General features: G+C 66.2%; 13 protein-coding genes. 10 read left to right on the plus strand and 3 right to left on the minus strand.

From position 1 onward, the window contains the following. The first annotated feature begins 155 nt into the window (after positions 1–155). Entirely contained in the window at positions 156–1,925 is a 1,770-nt protein-coding gene (locus GSQ76_RS04040) for an ABC transporter ATP-binding protein/permease (protein ID WP_158742618.1), read from the plus strand. Between the two features lie 17 nt (positions 1,926–1,942). Beyond that, on the plus strand, positions 1,943–2,986 hold the full coding sequence (ltaE, locus tag GSQ76_RS04045; RefSeq protein WP_158742619.1) for a low-specificity L-threonine aldolase: 1,044 nt from the start codon (positions 1,943–1,945) through the stop codon (positions 2,984–2,986). Between the two features lie 33 nt (positions 2,987–3,019). Here ltaE and GSQ76_RS04050 read toward each other — a convergent pair whose 3' ends face one another. Beyond that, entirely contained in the window at positions 3,020–4,924 is a 1,905-nt protein-coding gene (locus GSQ76_RS04050) for a methyl-accepting chemotaxis protein (protein WP_216850884.1), read from the minus strand. A 146-nt stretch (positions 4,925–5,070) separates the two neighbouring features. Here GSQ76_RS04050 and GSQ76_RS04055 point away from each other — a divergent pair, with 146 nt between their 5' ends. Beyond that, positions 5,071–5,493: a GNAT family N-acetyltransferase gene (locus GSQ76_RS04055; RefSeq protein WP_158742620.1), complete on the plus strand. Its 423-nt coding sequence runs from the start codon at positions 5,071–5,073 to the stop codon at positions 5,491–5,493. A gap of 26 nt (positions 5,494–5,519) precedes the next feature. Continuing rightward, a complete protein-coding gene (locus GSQ76_RS04060) occupies positions 5,520–6,746 on the plus strand; it encodes a PLP-dependent aminotransferase family protein (protein WP_158742621.1) in 1,227 nt (408 codons plus the stop codon). Position 6,747: 1 nt separating this feature from the next. On the opposite strand, the gene GSQ76_RS04065 is transcribed toward GSQ76_RS04060, so the two are convergent. Continuing rightward, positions 6,748–7,671 (minus strand): branched-chain amino acid transaminase, encoded by a 924-nt coding sequence (locus GSQ76_RS04065; RefSeq protein ID WP_158742622.1) that lies wholly within the window; start codon positions 7,669–7,671, stop codon positions 6,748–6,750. Between the two features lie 116 nt (positions 7,672–7,787). Between GSQ76_RS04065 and GSQ76_RS04070 the strand changes: the two genes are divergently transcribed. The 6 genes from GSQ76_RS04070 (at position 7,788) to GSQ76_RS04095 (ending at position 13,563) form a co-directional block, all read left to right on the plus strand. Further along, positions 7,788–8,801: an amino acid ABC transporter substrate-binding protein gene (locus tag GSQ76_RS04070; protein ID WP_158742623.1), complete on the plus strand. Its 1,014-nt coding sequence runs from the start codon at positions 7,788–7,790 to the stop codon at positions 8,799–8,801. A gap of 19 nt (positions 8,802–8,820) precedes the next feature. After that, complete coding sequence (locus GSQ76_RS04075; RefSeq protein WP_158742624.1) at positions 8,821–9,996, plus strand: amino acid ABC transporter permease; 1,176 nt, start codon at positions 8,821–8,823, stop codon at positions 9,994–9,996. Further along, a complete protein-coding gene (locus GSQ76_RS04080; protein WP_158742625.1) occupies positions 9,993–11,099 on the plus strand; it encodes an amino acid ABC transporter permease in 1,107 nt (368 codons plus the stop codon). The genes GSQ76_RS04075 and GSQ76_RS04080 overlap by 4 nt, the downstream gene beginning before the upstream one ends. Before the next feature lie 17 nt (positions 11,100–11,116). Continuing rightward, the gene (locus GSQ76_RS04085; RefSeq protein WP_158742626.1) at positions 11,117–12,319 is read left to right on the plus strand and encodes a pyridoxal phosphate-dependent aminotransferase; all 1,203 of its coding nucleotides are present in this window, start codon (positions 11,117–11,119) and stop codon (positions 12,317–12,319) included. A gap of 72 nt (positions 12,320–12,391) precedes the next feature. Continuing rightward, positions 12,392–13,339 (plus strand): 2-hydroxyacid dehydrogenase, encoded by a 948-nt coding sequence (locus GSQ76_RS04090; RefSeq protein ID WP_158742627.1) that lies wholly within the window; start codon positions 12,392–12,394, stop codon positions 13,337–13,339. A 44-nt stretch (positions 13,340–13,383) separates the two neighbouring features. Then, on the plus strand, positions 13,384–13,563 hold the full coding sequence (locus GSQ76_RS04095; protein ID WP_158742628.1) for a hypothetical protein: 180 nt from the start codon (positions 13,384–13,386) through the stop codon (positions 13,561–13,563). A gap of 242 nt (positions 13,564–13,805) precedes the next feature. Here GSQ76_RS04095 and GSQ76_RS04100 read toward each other — a convergent pair whose 3' ends face one another. Continuing rightward, entirely contained in the window at positions 13,806–15,416 is a 1,611-nt protein-coding gene (locus GSQ76_RS04100) for a hydantoinase B/oxoprolinase family protein (RefSeq protein ID WP_158742629.1), read from the minus strand. Between the last annotated feature and the right edge of the window lie 5 nt (positions 15,417–15,421).

The following is a 15,421-nucleotide window of genomic DNA, read 5'->3' on the forward strand; positions in this document are numbered from 1 at the left end:
GTTACATTGTTGCCACCTGCGCCACGCCGCCTTGCACCCGGCAGCCGCCTGAGCCAGCCTTGGCCGATGAAATCCCAGCGTTTTCCGGCGCCCTATCCGGCCGCCTGCCGCCCAGTCCAACGCGCAGCCTTCCACGATCGCGTCGGACCGGCTTGATGCGGCGACTAGGGCGTTTTCTCAGAAATATCGGCTATCTCGCCGCGCCGTATTTCCGCTCGCAGGAGAAATGGTCCGCCTGGGGCCTGCTGCTGTTCGTGCTGGCCGCCGACTTCGCGCTCGTGCGCATCAACGTCCTGGTCAATCTGAACGGGGGCGCGTGGGTCAACGCGCTTCAGCAATACGACTCAGTTACGTTCTTTCACCTTCTGCTCAGTTACGAGCCGAGTGAGGACGGCCCCTTCGGCATCATCCCCGGCTTCGTTCCCCTGGTGGTGGTGGCGCTGCTGATCTGGGTCAATGGCCGCTACATGCGCCAATGGCTGCAGATCCGCATGCGCCGCTGGCTGACGGCGTACTACCAGGACAAATGGCTGGCCGACCGTGCCTACTACCAAATGCAGTTGCAGCCGGAGACACTGGGCAACGACAACCCCGACCAGCGGATCAGCGAAGACATCGCCGATTTCGTCGAAAGCGCGCTGGTGCTGGGCTTCGGCCTGCTGACCAACATCGTCTCGCTCGTTTCGTTCCTGCAGATCCTCTACATGCTCTCCTTCCCGGTCAGCGTGTTCGGCTTCAACATCCCCGCCTATCTGGTGTGGGTCGCCTTCGGCTACTCGGTGATCGGCACCCTGCTGGCCCAACTCATCGGCCGGCCGCTTGTGTCGCTGAACTTCATCCGCCAGCGTCTGGAGGCGGATTATCGTTTTGCCCTGGTCCGGCTGCGTGAAAATGCGGAGGGCGTGGCCCTTTATGCCGGGGAGAAGGACGAGGGCCAGATCCTCAGCCGCCGCTTCACCGCTATCGTTGCCAATTTCCGCAGCATCATGTCGCGCAACTGGCTGGTGAACGCCTTCACCTATTCCTACGGCCAGGTCGCCGGCATCATTCCGTTCCTGGCGGCCTCACCGCTGTACTTTGCCAAGCAGATCTCGTTCGGCACCCTGTCCCGCGTCGCCGGGGCGTTTGGGGAGGTGCAGTCCTCCGCCTCTTGGATCGTCGACAACTACATGGTGCTGGCGAACTGGGCCTCCACCGTCGAACGTCTGGCCACTTTCGGCCGCAGCCTGGACGCGATGCAGGCGCAGCTCGGCACCGGGATCGCGCAGGTTATCGGCACCGGCAAAACCTTCGAAATCCGCGACCTGCATCTGCAATTGCCGAATCAGGCAACCCTGCTGGAGCACACGAACCTCACGCTGGCGCCAGGCACCACCACGGTGCTCAGCGGCCGGTCCGGCGGCGGCAAATCCACCCTGTTCCGGGCGATGGCCGGCATCTGGCCGTTCGGCAGCGGCACGGTGCAGCGACCGGCGGGCAAGGTGATGTTCCTGCCGCAGAAGGCCTACATCCCGCTGGGTACCCTACGCCGGGCCGTCGCCTACCCGGCGGCGATCGACGCGTACTCCCAACAGGAGATCGTGGCGGCGCTGGGCGACGCTGGGCTGGGCTTCCTGGCGCCGGAACTGGACGTCGACATGGCCTGGGGCCAACGCCTGTCGGGTGGCGAGCAGCAACGCCTGGCCCTGGCCCGCGCCCTGCTGTCCAAACCCGATTGGTTGTTCCTGGACGAGGCCACCGCCAACCTGGACCCAGACGGCGAGGCGGACCTCTACCGTTTGTTGCGCGAGCGCCTGCCCGGCACGACGCTGCTTTCCATCGCGCACCGCCCGGACGTTGTGGCCCAGCACGAAACCCACCTGGTCTTGCAAAAAACCCCGGCAGGCGGCGTGATCACGCACGAGCCGCTGCCTGCGGCCGAATGACGATGGGAGAGCCCGTGATGATCGACCTACGCAGCGACACCGTAACCCGCCCCACCCCGGCCATGCGGGCGGCCATGGCCGCGGCGGAGGTCGGTGACGACGGCTACGGCGACGATCCCAGCGTCAACGCGCTGGAGCGCAAGGCCGCCGACATGCTTGGCAAGGAGGCGGCGCTGCTGCTGCCCACCGGCACCATGGGCAACATCACCGCCGTCTTCGCCCAAACCGGCCGGGGCGACGAGGTGCTGGTCGAATCCACCGCCCATATCTATCGAACGGAGCAGGGCGGCATGGCCTCGCTCGCCGGTGTGCCCTACCGCGTGCTGCCCGGCGTGCGCGGTGCCGTTCCGTTCGAGCGGCTGCAATCCGAAATCGCCGGCAGTGGCTACAGCACCCGCCTGCACCCGGCGCTGCTATGCCTGGAAACCACTCACAACGCCGCTGGCGGCACCGTGCTTCCGCTAGACTATCTGGCAGCCGTGCGTGCTTTGGCGACCGAGCATGGCATCGCCGTCCACATCGACGGCGCCCGCGTGTTCAACGCCGCCATCGCCCTTGGGGTCCCGGTGGCGGAGATCGCCCAGCACGCCGATACCATCACGTTCTGCCTGTCGAAGGGCCTCGGTGCGCCAGTCGGGTCTGTGCTCTGCGGGCCAGAGGCGGTGATCCGCCGTGCGCGCCAAACCCGCAAGATGCTAGGCGGCACGATGCGTCAAAGCGGCGTGCTGGCCGCCGCCGGGCTGGTGGCCTTGGACACGATGGTCGGCCGCCTGGCCGATGATCACCGCCGGGCAAATCACCTGGCCGCGGGGCTACAGGCAATCCATCCCTCCCTCTGCGAGACCCCGGAAACCAACATCGTCTACGTCGACCTCGCCCCCTCCAGCCTATCCGCCCCGGAATGGTGCCAGCGCCTGGGCACCGCCGGGATCACGTGCAAACCCTATAGTGCCACCCAGGTCCGACTTCTGACCCACGCCGACATCTCCGACGCCGACATCGAAGCCGCACTCGCAGCCTTCCAATCGATCTGGCCCGCAAAGCAATCCCGCGCCGCCTAACGTAGGGTGGGCGATCGGCCCACCCCCCATCGCTCAAAACTCCTCCCAACTCTCCGCCTTGGCAACCACGCGCTTCGGTGCATCAACCCGACCACGCAGCATCGGCACCACCTGTGCCTTTCGCGCCCCGTCTTGCGTCACCTCAACAACCCGAAACTTTGCCGTCAGCTCCTCCAGCCGCAGCGTGTCCTGCGCGAGCGAGTGGCTGGCCGCCGTGCTCTGCTCCACCATCGCGGCGTTCTGCTGGGTTACCTGGTCCATCTGGTTGATCGCTGTATTCACCTGCGCCAGCCCGCTCGCCTGCTCGTGCGCGCTGGCCGCAATTTCCGCGACGACGCCGTCGATCTCCGCCACCTGGCCGACGATCCGCGCCAACGATCGGCCGGTTTCGCCCACCAGCGCGACCCCGCGATCCACCTGTTGCGACGACGTGGAGATCAGCGCCTTGATCTCCTTCGCGGACTCCGCACTGCGTTGCGCCAGGGCGCGAACCTCGCTGGCGACCACGGCAAACCCCCGCCCGGCATCCCCCGCGCGCGCTGCCTCGACCCCCGCATTCAAGGCCAGCAGATTGGTCTGGAACGCGATCTCGTCGATTATCCCGATAATCTGGCTAATCTGCCGTGCGGAGGTCTCGATGGCGCCCATCGCGCTCACCGCGTCCCCTACGACCTTTCCCGAATGTTCTGCATCCGCCTTCGCGGTGGACACCACGCCGCGCGCCTTCTCCGCCCCCTCGGCGGTTTTGCGCACTGTGGCGGTGATCTGGTCCAGCGCCGCCGCGGTCTCCTCCAGGCTCGCTGCCTGCTGCTCGGTCCGGCGGGACAGATCGTCCGCCGCCTGGGTGATCTCCCCGGTGCCCGAGCGCAGCCCGGCAGTGTTCTCGATGATGACGGCCAGCGTGGACTGCAACTGCGCCACCGCAGCGTTGAAATCGCGGCGCAGGCTTTCGTACTCCGCCGCGAACGGGTCGGACAGCCGCACCGTCAGGTCGCCATGCGACAGCCGGGTCAGCCCGGTGGCCAGGCCGTCCACCACGGACGTCTGGCGTGCCTCTGCCTCCGCCCGCTCGGCCTCTGCCCGGTGGCGCTCCACCTCCGCCTCGGCACGGTGGGTGACAGCGATCTGTTCCAGATCGGCGGCGCGGATCATCGACTCCTTGAACACCTGCACCGCGGCCGCCATCGCGCCGATTTCATCCCGCCGCGCCGTGTCGCTGATGGCGGTGGCGGTATCGCCCTCCGCCAACTGCACCATGCTGCGCGACAACCGCCCCAGCCCGCCCGCGACCGAGCGCTGGATGAGCAGGCTGAACCCACCGACCAGCAGCAGCACCGCAGCCACGGCAGCGCCGAATATCGCGCCCATCCGCCACATCGCGCGATCCACATCGTCCACATAGATGCCGGAGATGGCGAACACCGCGCCGCCCGGCGCCAGCGCCTGGGCATAGGTCAGCTTCGGCTCAGGGATTTTGGAGCCGGGTCGGTTCGTCTTGTACCAGTAATACCCATGGCCCTTGTCGCGAGCGATGTCGCGACCGGATTCGACGATGGGAACGCCGTCCGGGTCCTTGTGCCCGAACCGCTGGCCTCCAACGCGCTCCGGCTCGGATGGGGCGGCGATCTGGATGCCGGTGTCGGTGTAGATGTTGACGTAGTTGTCGCCGTCGTAGCGCAGCGCGTTGGTCACCTCGACCAGCTTGGCCCGCGCGGCATCGTTCGTCAGTGTGCCAGCGGCGACCTGCTTGTTCAGCGTCGTGGCCCAGCCCGCAACCATCTCGACAGCATTGCGGATCTTGACCCGGCGGTCATCCATCATCTGCTCGCGAACCACCCACAGCGACAGGCAACCCACCGCCACGATCGCGAGTGCCGTTACCGCGATATTGGCGCTCAACTTCGTGCCAACGCGTTTGTTGTTCAGCCAGCCTATCATGCAGCCCTCACTGGAGTCGGAGGACTGTCCCATAGGAGGATTAATTAAGGTTGACGGCCCCAATTTGGCGAAGTGCCGGGTTTCACAGCCGGGCAATCTCGTCGATGCTATCGCCCGACTATGCCGCACCATGAGGGAGATGAGGCTTGATCCGCAGAGCGACCGAGGATGACATCCCCCGTATCAACCAGATCCGGAACTCCGTCACCGAGAACCGCCTGTCCAGCCCATCGCTCGTGACACCCACCCAACTCCGCTGGTTCATCGACAACCCGGGGATCTATCTGTGGCTGGAAGCGGGGACGATCCTCGGCTTCTCCGCTGCCGATCCGCGGGACGGCAGCATCTGGGCCCTGTTCATGGACCCGGCGCATCAGGGCCGCGGCATCGCCCGCACCCTATTCGCCCGCGCCTGCCTTGTGCTCAAGGAGACGGGGCACAAGCGCATCTGGCTGATGACCCAGCCCGGCACCCGGGCCGAGCGGTTCTATCTGGCCGCCGGTTGGGAGCGCGCCGGCATGAAGAACGGCCAGGTGCTGTTCGAGGCGGACATCGGCCGCGTCACCTAGGCTGCCCTCATGCTATGCAGGCCGCCATGACGATCCCCAATCGCGACATCTCCACGCGCCGCCCGGACCTTGCCCGCTGGCTCGGCTCCACCAACGACATCACCCAGCAATTCCTCGCCTTCGGTGGCCGGCCGGACGTCGTGAGCCTCGCCGGTGGCCTCCCCGCGGCCGAACTATACCCGATCGCCGCGATCCAGGCCGCCACCGAACGCGCCTTGACCCGGCATGGCACCGCAGCCCTGGAATATGGCGCGGTCGCCGGGCTGCAGGATCTGCGCGAGCACCTCGCGGCTCGCATTTCCCAGGAAACCGGCGGCCAATTCACCGCAGAAAACGTGCTGGTCACCACTGGGTCCCTGCAAGGCCTATCCCTGGTCGGCACGGTGCTGTTGGACGAGGGCGATCTGGTCGTGGCGCAATCCCCGACCTATCTGGGCGCGCTGGACGCCTGGCGCCCCCGCCAACCGACCTATGCCAAGCTGGACTGGACCCTACCGGACCCGATACCCGACGATCCATTCCGCCGCGCCAAATTCGTCTACACCGTGCCCAACTACTCGAACCCCACCGGCATCCTCGTCTCCCAGGAAAGCCGGGCCGCGCTGCTGGACAAGGTGGTCGAAACCGGCACTTGGCTGGTGGAGGACGACCCCTACCAAACCATCGCCCTGGACGAGCCGCCCGGCCGCAGCATCCTGGCGCTCTGCGCGGCCCGGGCGCGCGGCCCCTATGCCGGCCCGGTGATCTATCTCGGCACCGTGTCCAAAAGCCTGGTTCCCGGCCTGCGCTGCGGCTGGGTAATCGCCGAGCCCGGCATGATCCAGGCCCTGGCCCTCGCCAAACAAGCCTCCGACATGAGCAGCAGCATGCTCACCCAGGCGATCACCCTGGCGCTGCTGGAAGACGGGTTCGACCGCACCCACGCGCAAACCACCACCGCCACCTACCGCGAACGCCGCGACGTCCTATGCGACGAAGCGGCACTGCGCCTGGCCGAATGGTTCGAGTGGGACAAGCCCGTCGGTGGCATGTTCCTGTGGATGCGCGCCCGCAACAACGCCATCGACACCGACGAACTCTACCGCTTCGCCGTGGAGAAGAAGGTCGCCTTCGTCCCCAGCAGCGTGTTCGATTTCGACGGGCAGGACCGCTTCGCCATGCGGCTGAACTTCACCCGCAGCCACCCGGACCTGATCCGCGAAGGCGTGCGCCGGCTGGAAGCCGCGGTCCTGAAATACCTCGCCGCCCGTTAGGCTAGCCCGGGTTCCAAACCGGCGTCAGCCACTCCGCATGGTCGTTGGTTTCGCCCCGCACCAGCGCGAAATACCGTTCCTGCAGCCGCCGCGTGATCGGCCCCGGCTTCGCATCGCCCACGGGCAGGCGGTCGACCGTGAGGATCGGCTGCACTTCCTGGCCGGAGCCGCAGAAGAACGCCTCATCCGCGGCATACAACTCCGTCCGATCGATCTCCCGCTCATCCGTGGGCGCCGTTGCGATCTCACCCAATAACTCGATCACCGTGGCGCGCGTCACGCTCTCCAAGATCGAACTGGTGATGCTCGGCGTAATCGGCCGTCCGTTGCGCACCATGAAGAAGCAGGACCCCGGCGATTCCGCCACATGCCCCCGATTGGTCAGCAGCAGGACATTGTCGTAGCCGTCCAACTTGCCCTGCATACCGGCCAGTCGGCCGTTCACGTAGTTCGCCGTCGCCTTCACCCGCGCCGGCATGCTGGTGTCCGGGATGCGCTGCCAGGACGACACGCCCACATTCACGCCATTCTGCACCGCCGGGTTGCTGGGGCGGGGCAGGGCGGCGACCATCCAGCCGATCGGCCCGGGGGACTGCATCTCCCCATCGCCATCCACCCACACCATCGGCCGGATATGCACATCCTCCCGCAACGCGTTGGCGCGCACGACGGCGAGGATCTGCGCCTCCACCATCTCGCTGGTCAGGCTGTGCTCGTATCGCATGACGCGCATCGAGTATTGCAGCCGATCCAGATGCTCCTTCAGGCGGAACAGGAACATTTCGCCCTTGCGTTCGTTCCAGTAGCCGCGAATGCCCTCGAAGACGCCGGCGCCATACTTCACGCCCGGCGCCAGCACGTGCACCTTGGCATCGGCGTAGGGGACGATTTCGCCGTTGAACGAGAGATAGCGGGGCTGGGCCATGGCACGCGACTTCCCTGTTGCTTCGCCACTACCGTGCAAGCGCCGTTCCAGTAAGATGGCGCGCGCCTTGCATCGCTCTGGGCATCGTTTTGGGCACAAGATAGGGGAATTTGCAGATGCGCCTTGCCGCGTTACTGATCATGCTGGCGTTGGGTCTTGTGCCGACGCTCAGCCACGCCGCCTCGACATTGGACACCGTAAAGGCGCGGGGCGTGCTCCGCTGCGGCACCGAAAACGACACCCCCGGCTCCGGCGCGCCGGACAGCAATGGCGTGTTGCAGGGCATCGACATCGAATACTGCCGCGCCATCGCCGCCGCCGTGTTCGGCGATGCGTCAAAGGTGACGTTCATCCACACCTCCACGCTCAACCGCTTCAGCGTGCTGCAATCCGGCGATGTCGACGTGCTGATCCGCGAAACCACGCTGCTATTCAGCCGCGACACGCAGATCGGCCTGATCTTCGCCAACACCATCATGTACGACGCCCAGGGCGCGCTGGTTGCGGCCAAGACCGGGGCTAAATCACTCGCCGATCTGGACGGCGCCAGCATCTGCGTGTTCCCCGGCTCCAACTCCGAACTGAACATCGCCGACTACTTCCAGTCGCACGGGCTGAAATACACCCCGATCTCGATCGACAACGCCGACGCCTTGCGCCGCAGCTTTTTCGAAGGGCGCTGCGACGTGTTCACCGGCGACCGGTTGATGCTGTCGTCCAATCGCTCGATCGCGAAGACCCCTACGGATTACGTGGTGCTGCCCGATCTGCTGGCGAAATCCCCGCTGGGCCCAATGGTGCGCCAGGGTGACGACCAGTGGCTGAACATCGTGAAATGGGTCGTCAACGTCACCTTCCTGGCCGAGGAAAAGAAGATCACCAAGGCCAATGTCGACTCCGCCCGCACCAGCACCGACCCGGAGGTGAAGCGTATGCTGGGCGGCACGCCGGGCATGTCCAAGCAATTGGGCCTGAACGACGATTGGGCGTATCAGGTCATCAAGCAGATCGGCAATTACGCCGAGATCTACGACCGCACCCTGGGCGACGGCTCCAGCCTGAAACTCCCGCGCGGCCTGAACAAATTGTGGAGCGACGGCGGCCTGCTCTACTCGCCGCCCTTCCTGTAGGCCCGGGGCGACCCGGCGCGTGGCATCCATCGCCCTAACCGTTGCAACCTGTCTGCCGCCGGGTTGGGGGCGATGGGTGGCGAACCGGCGAACCCAAGCGATCCTGGCGCAGGTGCTGGGCGCGGTGGCGCTGGTCGCCATCGCAATTTTGCTGACGACGACGCTGATCGGCAATCTCGCGCGCCTAAACCTGACCACGGGGTTTGAATTCCTCTGGCGCCCGGCGGGCATGAAGATCGGTGAGTCCGTCTTCCCCCTGGCGCCGTCGGATAGCTTCGCATGGGCGGTCGTCGCCGCCATACTCAACACCATCCGCGTCGCGGTCGCCGGCATCGTACTGGCCACGATCATCGGCACCGCGATCGGCATCATGCGGCTCAGCAGCAACCCGCTGCTGCGCGGCGTCACCACCGTGTATGTCGAAGTGTTCCGCAACACGCCGCTGCTGCTGCAAATCCTGTTCTGGTCCGCCATCCTGCTGAAGCTGCCAGCGATCCGCCAAGCGATCAGCCTCGGCGACTGGGCGTTTCTCAGCCAGCGCGGCCTGCAACTGCCCAGCCTGATGCTCCATGCCGGTGTGGCGCTATGGCCCGGCGCCATCGCCGCCATCCTGTGCGGAATCGCAGCCTTCCTGCTGGCCCGGCGTCGCAACCGCGCCGCCGCGATCGCACTGGGCGTCCTGGCCGCCATCCTCGCGCTGCTGGTCGTCTGGAGCGCCCAAGGCGCCGTGGGCGTCGAGCGCCCCGTGCGCAAACTCTTCGGCTTCACCGGCGGCTTCACGCTCACCCCCGAATTCTGCGCCCTACTGGCGGGGTTGACCGCCTACACCGCCGCCTTCATTGCCGAGATCGTGCGCGGCGGCATCCTCGCCATCCCGAGCGGCCAGTGGGAGGCCGCGCGCAGCCTTGGCCTACGCAACGGCGCCATCCTGCGGCACATCGTGTTGCCGCAGGCGCTGCGCGTCATCCTGCCGGCGATGACCAGCCAGTATGTCGGCCTGGTCAAGAATTCCAGCCTTGCCGTCGCGATCGGCTATCCGGATCTGTTCTGGGCCATCTCCACCGCCATCAACGTCACCGGCCATGCAGTGGAAGGCGTGGCGCTGATGATGGTCTGCTACCTCGTCCTCACGCTCGGCACATCGGGTGCGATGAACACCTGGTACAGCCGCATGATCCGCCGCGGCGCCCGATGAGGAGCTTCCTACGCCTACGTGCCCTGGTGAACTCCCCGGTGAATATCGGAATAACGCTCGCCTGCCTGGCGCTGCTCGCCTGGATGGTGCCACCGCTGCTGCATTGGGCCGTGCTGGACGCCGCCTGGTCCGGCGGGCCCGAGGCATGCCGCGCCGCCGCCGGGGCGTGCTGGCCCTATGTCGGGCAGAAATACGGCTTCTTCCTTTTTGGCTTCTACCCGTCCGAAGCCCGCTGGCGTCCGCTGCTCGCGTTGCTCCTGATGCTGGCGTTGCTGGCCGGCAACCTGGTGCCACGCTTCTGGAATCGCCGCCTGCTGATCGCCTGGCCCATCATCCTGGCCCTGGTGGTATGGATCCTGGGCGGCGGCCTCGGTCTGCCACCCGTGCCCACCGAATCCTGGAGCGGCCTGCCGCTCACGTTGCTGATCGCGAGCTTCGCGCTCGTGCTGGGCTTCCCGCTCGGCGTGCTGCTCGCCCTGGGCCGCACATCCAAGCTGCCGTTCTTCCGCATGGTATGCACCGTGTTCATCGAGCTACAGCGTGGTCTGCCACTGGTTGCGGTGCTGTTCATGGCGAGCGTCATGATGCCGCTGTTGGTGCCGGCGGGCGTGACGCCGGGCAAGCTGCTGCGCGCCTACCTCGCCTTCACCCTGGTCGCCGCCGCCTTCATCGCCGAAATCATCCGCGGCGGGTTGCAGGCGGTGGCGCCGGGCCAGGCGGAGGCCGCAACCGCCTTAGGCCTGGGCTATTGGCGCACCATGCAGCGCATCGTGCTGCCGCAATGCCTGCGCGTCTCCGTACCATCCCTGGTCGGCGTCGCCATCAGCTTCTTCAAGGACACCTCCCTCGTCACCGTCATCGGGTTGACCGACCTGCTGGGCGCCGTCGGTGCTGCCTCCCGCGACCCGGTGTGGCTGGGGCACGATGTGGAGGGTTACGTTTTCGCGGCGCTGGTGTATTTCACCTTCTGCTTCAGCGCGTCCCGCTACGCCGCCTGGTTGGAGCGGCGGTTGCAGGATGGCGCCCGTATCGCCCGCGCCGCGGCAGTGGAACAAGCCTACGCGTCCCGCCTGGCCATCCGATCCGAAGCCAGCACCGCTTAATTTCCGGGAGACACGACATGACGCAGTTATCCGCACGCATGGGCCAGTATCGCCCATCCCCAACCGTCGCGATGAGCGCGCTGGTGCGCAAGCTGAAGGCCGAGGGCCGCAGCATCATCGGCCTGGTGGGCGGCGAGCCGGATTTCGCCACGCCCGACAACATCAAGGAAGCGGGCATCCGCGCCATCACCACCAACAACACTCGCTACACCGACGTCGACGGCACCGTCGCCCTCCGCACCGCGTTGTCCGAGAAGTTCAAGACGCAGAACAACCTGGACTACAAGCCCGACCAGATCGTGGTCACCAGCGGCACCAAGCCGCTGCTGCACGCTGCCCTGCTGGCCATGACCGACCCGGGGGACGAGGTCATCATCCCCGCGCCGCATTGGGTATCCCACCCCGACATCGCCCGCATCGCCGGCGCCGTCCCCGTCACCGTGCCATGCCCATCCGAAACCGGCTTCCGCCTGTCGCCCGAGGCGCTGGAGGCGGCGATCACCCCGCGCACCCGCGTGTTGATCCTGAACTCCCCCAACAACCCGACCGGCACCGCCTACCAGGAAGACGAATTGCGCGCGCTGATTGCGGTGCTGAAGCGCCACCCGAACGTGTGGGTCCTGACGGATGAGATCTACGAACACATCCGCTTCGACGGCCACGTCGCCCCCTCCATCGCCGCGCTGGATCCGGAAATCTACGACCGCGTGGTGACGGCGAACGGCTTCTCCAAGGGTTACGTGATGACCGGCTGGCGCATCGGTTTCGCCGGCGGCCCGGTGCCGATGATGAAGGCGATCAAGCTCATCATCGGCCAACTCGTCGGCTCCCCCAGCGCCATCGCCCAGGCCGCCGCGGTGGAGGCATTGACCGGCGACCAAAGCTTCATCGAGGAAAACGCCGCCATCTTCCAGGAGCGGCGGGACATCGCGCTGCAGACCCTGCAGCAGACGCCCGGCCTGCGCTGCCACACGCCGGAGGGTGCGTTCTACCTGTTCGGCGACTGCTCCGGCGTGATCGGCCGCAAGCTGCCGAACGGCAAGGTGATCGAGACGGATGAGGATTTCGTCATGGGCTCGATCGAATTCGCCGGGGTGGCGCTGGTGCCGGGTAGCGCGTTTGGCCTGTCGCCGTATTTCCGCCTGTCCTACTCGCTGGATACCGAGCAACTGCGCATCGCGATGGATCGCCTGCGCCGCTACTGCAACGAACTGGTCTAGCCCGGCGATGCCGCGCCCTCTCCATCCGGGGGAGGGCGCCTGCCAACCACCAGCATCCGAAGAAGACGCCGCATGTCATCCACCGCCCCTGTCATTCTCGTCCTGATAGACCTTAATCCCGTCAGCCTGGCCAAGCTGGAATCGCATTATTCCATCATTCAGGGTCGAACGCGCGAGGATTGTCTGGCCGTTGCGGCCGACCACGCCGGCAGCATCCGCGCGGTGTTGACCAACGGCACCACTGGCTTGACCGGCGAGGTGATGGCCGCGTTTCCCAACCTCAGCATCGTGATGGCACAGGGGGTCGGGTTCGAAGGCATCGACGTGCCGGCAGCCCGTGCCCGGGGCATCACGGTAACGCATGGCCCGGGCACCAACGGGGAGTCGGTCGCCGATCACACGATGGCGCTGATGTTGGCCGCAATGCGCGATATCCCCGTCAGCGACGCAGCAGTGCGCGCGGGCAAGTGGCGCAGCGGTTCCACCATGCGCCCGATCGCCAGCGGCAAGCGCGTCGGCATCCTCGGCCTTGGCGATATCGGCGGCCGTATCGCCAAGCGCTGCGAGGCCTTCAACATGAGCGTCGCCTACCACAATCGCCGCAAGCTACCCGATGTAGGCTGGACCTACGTCGCGTCCACCCTGGAACTCGCCGAGTGGTCGGACGTGCTGATCTGCGTGCTACCCGGCGGCGCTGCCACACGCCACCTGATCGGCAAGGCCGAGATGGACGCCCTGGGCAAGGACGGCTTCCTGGTCAACGTCGGCCGCGGTTCCGTCGTCGACACCGATGCATTGATCTCCGCCCTGTCGGAACACCGCCTGGGTGGCGCCGCCCTGGACGTGATCGACGGCGAGCCGAAAGTGCCCGATGCGCTATGTAAGCTGCCGAACGTCGTGCTGACCCCACATATGGCCGGCCGTTCCCCGGAATCGGTTGCCGCGACGATCGGCCTGGTTATCGAGAACTTGGCGGCGCATTTTGGCGGTCAACCGGTGCTGACGCCGGTGCCGGCGTAGCCGTCGCCGGCGGGTGGCTGTCCAGATAGCCGAGGCAGGTGCGAATGATCGGCGCGCAATACGCGTCCGGCGCTAGCGTCGCGTTCTTCTCACCGGAATACAGGATGTTGGTGACGTGGCTTTGGTCCAGCCGGAATGTCGCATGGCAATACGCGCCATTCGACATACCAATCCCACCCACGATCGGCACGGTGAAGCTGGTACTGGCCGTTGAGTTGGCGTAGTAGGTCAAGATATCGGTGGATCCGAATGTACTATGCTGATCTGGCACACCCAGGCAGGTTTCCAGATCCACCTCGCTGAGCCCAATTAATCTGTCCTGCGCTTGGTGCGCAAGATGGGAATCCTGGATCGCACACCCGGCCAATAGCGGCAGGAGAGCGATAACGCGGGGAGTAGTGTAGCAATGCTTCATCCCTTGCCAACGCTTCGCAACTGCGAACGGTTTGCCCACGGGCCATTCAGTTTACCCGACGCTTACGTAATCCTGGGCCCGATCCCGCTCCCGCAACGCCGGGTCACGCGCTGCAACCGGCCCGTACCCGCCGCCGCCCGGCGTGCGGATCAGCACCGTGGATCCCTGCTGCAAGTGGTGCGGCCGGCGCGTATCCGCCGCCACCCCATCGATGATCACCGCCCCCAGCCCACCGGCATCCCCGCCACCAAGCCCCGGCGCGGCGATGCTGGTCCGCTCCGTCATGAAGAACGCCGAACTGCCCGCCGCCCCGCGCAGTTCCACCAGCGCCTCCTGGCCCAGCCCGCCGCGATGCGTGCCATCCCCGCCAGAGCCCGGTGTCAGCCGCTTGTACCGGATCAACACCGGCGCCGCCCGTTCCGCCACTTCGACGGGGGTCGTGGAAATATTGCTGGGCCATGACAGGCAACTCACCCCATCGCTGGCGGCGCGCCCGCCCAACCCGCCGTTGAAGAACAGCACGCAAGCATAGCGGCGCCCCTGGTCTTCCCCGATCAACGTCATGTTCCACAGCGGCGAACCCGGCGCCGCCATCACCTTGCCCGGCAGCGCCTGATGCAGCGCGCCGAACACCAGCACCGGCACGTAATGCCCCGTGGCCGCACGCCCCCCAACCGCCGCCGGGAAGATCGGGTTCAGCAGTGTCTTCTCCGGCGCGTGCACGCCAACGGGGCGGAACATGCCCTCGTTATTCGGCAGATCCGGCAGCAAGGCGCAGCGCACCGCATAGGCCGTCATCGCATAGGTGTAGGTCAGCGGGCAGTTGATCGCGCAGGGCTGCTGCGCCGTCGTGCCGGTGTAATCGGCATCGATCCGCCCGTCCTTCACCGTCAACGCGACCCGCAGCGTGAACGGCGACACCATGCCCGCGCCCGCCATCCCGTCCGTCTGCATCTCGTAGTGGTACACGCCCTCCGGCACGGTGCGGATCGCGGTGCGCATGGCACGTTCGGACCTGTCGTAAATCTCGTTCGCCAGCGTGCTCAGGCTCGTCAGCGCGTAATCCGTCATCAACTGCCGCAGCCGCGCCTCCATTACCTCCAGCGCCGCCACCTGCGCCCATACGTCGCCCATCGTCTGGTCCGGCGTGCGCACGTTCAGCCGGATCAGCTTCACCAGCAACGCATCCGGCATGCCGCCGCGCAGGAACAGGACGGGCGGAATATGCAGCCCTTCCTCGTAAATCTCCCGTGGCGCGATGGACCGGACCTGCCCGCCAATATCCGGCACATGCGACGTGGTCGCCGCGAACGCCACCAACTGCCCAGCGTGAAACAATGGCTTCACCAGGCAGACATCCGGCAAATGCCCCGTGCCCAGCCACGGGTCGTTGGTCATGTAGATGTCGCCATCCTGCATCGACGCCGCGCCGAATTCCGCCAGCACATGCCGCACCGTCGCCGGCAGCGTCGCGATGAACGAGGGGATGCCGTAGGTATTCTGCGCCAGCGACGCACCATCCGCATCCGTCAGCACGCAGGCATAGTCGTTCGCGTCGTTGGACAGTGTGGAAAACGCGGTTCGCGCGATCACCTTGGCCGCCTCGTCCACGATGGAGACGATCCGGGTCCACATGATCTCGATCGTGACGGCATCCAGCATAGGAA

Origin of the sequence: Acidisphaera sp. L21, from assembly GCF_009765685.1 — a bacterium.
In the GTDB taxonomy this organism is placed as follows: Bacteria; Pseudomonadota; Alphaproteobacteria; order Acetobacterales; family Acetobacteraceae; genus LMUY01.

Coding starts and splice junctions, on each gene's coding strand:
- GSQ76_RS04070 (WP_158742623.1), top strand. CDS start 7,788: ATGCGCCTTGCCGCGTTACTGATCATGCTGGCGTTGGGTCTTGTGCCG.
- GSQ76_RS04065 (WP_158742622.1), bottom strand. CDS start 7,671: ATGGCCCAGCCCCGCTATCTCTCGTTCAACGGCGAAATCGTCCCCTAC.
- GSQ76_RS04040 (WP_158742618.1), top strand. CDS start 156: ATGCGGCGACTAGGGCGTTTTCTCAGAAATATCGGCTATCTCGCCGCG.
- GSQ76_RS04080 (WP_158742625.1), top strand. CDS start 9,993: ATGAGGAGCTTCCTACGCCTACGTGCCCTGGTGAACTCCCCGGTGAAT.
- GSQ76_RS04100 (WP_158742629.1), bottom strand. CDS start 15,416: ATGCTGGATGCCGTCACGATCGAGATCATGTGGACCCGGATCGTCTCC.
- ltaE (WP_158742619.1), top strand. CDS start 1,943: ATGATCGACCTACGCAGCGACACCGTAACCCGCCCCACCCCGGCCATG.
- GSQ76_RS04060 (WP_158742621.1), top strand. CDS start 5,520: ATGACGATCCCCAATCGCGACATCTCCACGCGCCGCCCGGACCTTGCC.
- GSQ76_RS04095 (WP_158742628.1), top strand. CDS start 13,384: ATGATCGGCGCGCAATACGCGTCCGGCGCTAGCGTCGCGTTCTTCTCA.
- GSQ76_RS04085 (WP_158742626.1), top strand. CDS start 11,117: ATGACGCAGTTATCCGCACGCATGGGCCAGTATCGCCCATCCCCAACC.
- GSQ76_RS04090 (WP_158742627.1), top strand. CDS start 12,392: ATGTCATCCACCGCCCCTGTCATTCTCGTCCTGATAGACCTTAATCCC.
- GSQ76_RS04050 (WP_216850884.1), bottom strand. CDS start 4,924: ATGATAGGCTGGCTGAACAACAAACGCGTTGGCACGAAGTTGAGCGCC.